This is a genomic window from Pantoea sp. CTOTU50773 (assembly GCF_032082325.1).
GTDB lineage: Bacteria > Pseudomonadota > Gammaproteobacteria > Enterobacterales > Enterobacteriaceae > Pantoea > Pantoea communis.
Window position 1 is genome coordinate 1 of sequence record NZ_DAMDQC010000143.1, and the last position, 4,046, is coordinate 4,046.

Here is a 4,046-nt window from a genome sequence, read left to right on the forward strand (position 1 = left end):
GGCGCGATGCTGACGCGCGAAGATCTGGCGCTGGTGATGGGCGTGGGTACCCATGGCACCACCTACGGCGGTAACCCGCTGGCGGGTGCCGTCGCCGGTAAAGTGATGGAGTTGATAAACCAACCCGATTTTATGGCGGGCGTGGCGCAGCGCCACCAGTGGTTTGTCGATGCTTTGCAGGAGATGAATCAGCGCCTGCCGATTTTTAAAGAAGTTCGTGGTCTTGGGCTGTTGATTGGAGCCGTGCTGAATGAAGATTTTGCCGGGAAAGCGAAGCAATTCAACCTGGCGGCGGCTGAAGAAGGTGTCATGGTGCTGATTGCCGGTGCTAACGTGGTGCGTTTCGCGCCAGCGCTGAATATCAGCGAAGCGGAAGTGAAAGAGGGACTGGCGCGCTTTGAACGTGCCTGCGCTCGTGTGCTCACAGGAGCTGCATCATGATGGTGATTCGCCCCGTCGAACGTGACGACCTTGCGCAGTTGCTGTCGCTGGCGGGCAAAACCGGGGGCGGCTTAACTTCGCTGCCCGCCGATAGCGATACACTGAAAGCGCGAATCGAGCGTTCTCTGCTCACCTGGCAGGGCGCGTTATCGCGTGCTGAACAAGGCTATGTATTTGTGCTGGCCGACAGCGAAGACAACCGTGCTGTCGGTATCTGTGCCATTGAGGTGGCCGTAGGTCTGCAAGACCCGTGGTACAACTTCCGTGTGGGCACCCAGGTGCACGCTTCGAAAGAGTTAAACGTTTATGCCAGCTTGCCAACACTGTCGTTAAGTAACGATCACACCGGCAGCAGCGAGCTGTGCACCCTGTTCCTCGATCCCGATTATCGTGATGGCAAAAATGGCCATCTGCTGTCGAAATCCCGTTTCCTGTTTATGGCTAATTTCCGCGACCGCTTTATGAAGCATGTGGTGGCAGAGATGCGCGGTGTCAGTGATGACAGCGGTCATTCCCCGTTCTGGGACAGCGTCGGTAGCCGTTTCTTCTCCATGGAGTTTCGTGAGGCCGATTTCCTCAGCGGCACCGGGCAGAAAGCCTTTATTGCCGAGCTGATGCCAAAGCATCCGCTGTATATCCACTATCTCAGCGAAGCGGCGCAGAAGGTGATTGGTGAAGTGCATCCGAAAACGGCCCCCGCGCGCGCCGTGCTGGAAGCCGAAGGGTTTCGTTATCTCAATTACGTCGACATCTTCGACGGCGGCCCAACGCTGGAGTGCGAGATTGATCGCATTCGCGCCATTCGTAAAAGCCATTTGCTTCAGGCCGAAGCCGGGGAAGCGGACGAAAGCTGGCCGCTGTGTCTGGTCGCCAACGGTGATTACCAGCATTTCCGTGTGGCGCTGCTGCCTGTCGATATGGCGAGCGGAAAAGTCCGCATCAATGAACATCAGCGCACGGCGTTGCGCTGCGATTATGGCGATGCATTGCGTGTGGTCACGCTGTGCCGCGAGGAGAAAAAAGCATGACGCACTTCATTAATGGTCAATGGCTGACAGGCGGCGCGGAAGCGTTAACCAAACAAAACCCGGTGAACGGTGAAACATTGTGGCAGGGTCGGGCAGCGACAGGTGCGCAAGTGGCGGCGGCTTGTGAAGCGGCACGCGCGGCCTTTCCCGCGTGGGCACGCAAGCCGTTGGCGGAGCGTCAGGCGGTAGTGGAAGCCTTCGCCGCATTACTCGAGAGCCACAAAACTGCACTGGCAGAGACCATCGCCAAAGAAACCGGTAAGCCGCGCTGGGAAACCCTGACCGAAGTGCAGGCAATGATCAACAAAATCGCCATCTCGGTGAAAGCCTACCACACGCGTACCGGAGAACAGGCCGACGGCGAAAGTTCGCTACGCCATCGCCCGCATGGCGTGCTTGCCGTGTTTGGTCCTTACAATTTCCCTGGTCATCTGCCGAACGGTCATATCGTTCCTGCGCTGTTGGCGGGTAACTGTGTGGTATTTAAGCCAAGTGAACTCACGCCGATGACAGCGGAAAAAACCGTTGAACTGTGGGAGCAGGCGGGACTGCCAGCGGGCGTGATAGCGCTGTTGCAGGGCGCGCGCGAAACCGGGCAGACACTGGCGCATGAGCCACAAATCGATGGTCTGCTGTTTACCGGCAGCGCCGCAACAGGCTATCACCTGCATCGCCAGTTTGCCGGTCAGCCTGAGAAAATGCTGGCGCTGGAGATGGGGGGTAACAATGCGCTGATTGTTGAAGATCCTTCAGACCTTGATGGTGCAGTACACATCGCGATTCAGTCTGCCTTTATTACCGCCGGGCAGCGCTGCACCTGTGCACGTCGTCTGCTGGTGAAAAGCGGAGCAGCAGGCGATGCCTTCCTGCAGCGTTTGGTGGAAGTGGCCGGACGTCTGCAACCTGGTGCATGGAATGCTGAACCGCAACCCTTTATGGGCAGCGTGATTTCACCTGCCGCCGCCGGACATATTTACGCAGCCTGGCAGCAGCGTATCGATCTGGGCGGTAAGGTGTTGCTAGCGATGCACTGGCCGGATCGCGACAGCGCCATTATCACTCCAGGCATCATTGAGATGACCGACGTGGCGAAACTGCCTGACGAAGAGGTGTTTGGTCCGCTGCTGCAGGTGATCCGTTACGACGAGTATGATCAGGCAATTCGTATCGCTAACCAGACGCGTTACGGTTTGTCCTGCGGCTTGATCTCTCCGCAGCGTGCGCAGTTCGATCAGCTGCTGCTGGAAGCGCGTGCCGGCATTGTTAACTGGAACAAACCGTTAACCGGTGCCGCCAGTTCAGCGCCGTTTGGCGGTGTGGGTGCGTCCGGTAACCATCGCGCCAGTGCCTGGTATGCTGCGGATTACTGCGCGTGGCCGATGGCATCTTTAGAGAGCCCAAGCCTGGCCTTACCGGGCAGCTTATCGCCGGGACTCGATTTCTCCGCGGAAGGAGCTGAATAATGAAAGCGTTTGAAGCCAATTTTGATGGACTGGTCGGCCTGACGCACCATTACGCCGGGCTCTCTTTCGGTAATGAAGCGTCGACGCGCAATCAGCTGCAGCCTTCAAACCCGCGCCTGGCCGCAAAGCAGGGCCTGTTGAAAATGAAGGCGCTGGCGGACATGGGCTACGTGCAAGGGGTGATCCCGCCGCATGAACGGCCGAATATCCCGCTACTGCGCCAGCTCGGTTTTGCTGGCACGGACGAACAGGTACTGGCGAAAGCGGCTCAGCAGGCGCCGCAGCTGTTGTCCGCGGCCAGTTCTGCCTCGGCAATGTGGGTGGCCAATGCCGCCACTGTATCGCCTTCGGCTGATAGCGCCGATGGCCGCGTGCACTTCACCGTGGCTAACCTCAACAATAAATTCCACCGTGCCATCGAAGCGCCGGAAACCGCCGACTTGCTGCGCGCCATTTTCCGCGATCCGCAACATTTCAGCGTGCATGATGCTTTGCCGCAGGTGGCGCTGTTTGGCGATGAAGGTGCTGCCAACCATAACCGCTTTGGTGCGGACTACGGCGATGCGGGTGTTCAGCTGTTTGTTTATGGTCGTGATGGTCAACAGCAGGGTGCTGCACCGGCACGCTATCCGGCACGTCAGACGCGGGAAGCCAGTGCCGCGGTGGCGCGCCTGCATCAGCTCGACGACGATCGCACGCTGTTTGCTCAGCAAAACCCGCTGGTGATCGATCAGGGCGTATTCCACAACGATGTCATCGCCGTCAGCAACCAGCAGGTGCTGTTCTGCCATGAAGAGGCGTTTGTCGATCAGCCGGCGTTATTACAACAGCTGGCTGCGCGGGTGCCCGGTTTCCAGCCGATTGTGGCGCCGCGCGATAAAGTGTCAGTAGCCGACGCGGTGAATACCTATCTGTTTAACAGCCAACTGTTGCAGCATCCTGAAGGTGGCATGCGACTGGTGCTGCCAGAAGAGTCACGCCAGCACGCCGGCGTATGGCGCTATTTGACCGGGCTGGTGGAGAGCGGCGGGCCAATTCGCGCACTCACGGTGTTCGATCCCCCTGAGAGCATGTGTAACGGCGGCGGACCAGCCTGTCCGCGTTTGCGCGGGGT

At 58.7% G+C, this 4,046-nt stretch carries 3 protein-coding genes and 1 pseudogene; all 4 read left to right on the forward strand.

The window, feature by feature from the left end; translation table 11 throughout:
• A partial coding sequence (locus tag RT340_RS18285; RefSeq protein WP_313377439.1) for an aminotransferase class III-fold pyridoxal phosphate-dependent enzyme occupies nt 1-441 on the forward strand: 441 nt, incomplete at its 5' end.
• Complete coding sequence (astA, locus tag RT340_RS18290) at nt 438-1,469, forward strand: arginine N-succinyltransferase (RefSeq protein ID WP_160834592.1); 1,032 nt, start codon at nt 438-440, stop codon at nt 1,467-1,469. The genes RT340_RS18285 and astA, both read left to right, overlap by 4 nt.
• Nucleotides 1,466-2,932 carry a succinylglutamate-semialdehyde dehydrogenase gene (gene astD / locus RT340_RS18295; protein ID WP_313377440.1) on the forward strand — a complete coding sequence of 489 codons (1,467 nt, stop codon included), beginning with the start codon at nt 1,466-1,468 and terminating at the stop codon, nt 2,930-2,932. The genes astA and astD overlap by 4 nt, the downstream gene beginning before the upstream one ends.
• Nucleotides 2,932-4,046: pseudogene (gene astB / locus RT340_RS18300) on the forward strand (N-succinylarginine dihydrolase); the annotation flags it as partial. The gene astD and the pseudogene astB, both read left to right, overlap by 1 nt.

Excerpts from the sequence above, each read along its gene's own strand:
- astD (WP_313377440.1), top strand. The coding sequence starts at position 1,466 with ATGACGCACTTCATTAATGGTCAATGGCTGACAGGCGGCGCGGAAGCG.
- astA (WP_160834592.1), top strand. The coding sequence starts at position 438 with ATGATGGTGATTCGCCCCGTCGAACGTGACGACCTTGCGCAGTTGCTG.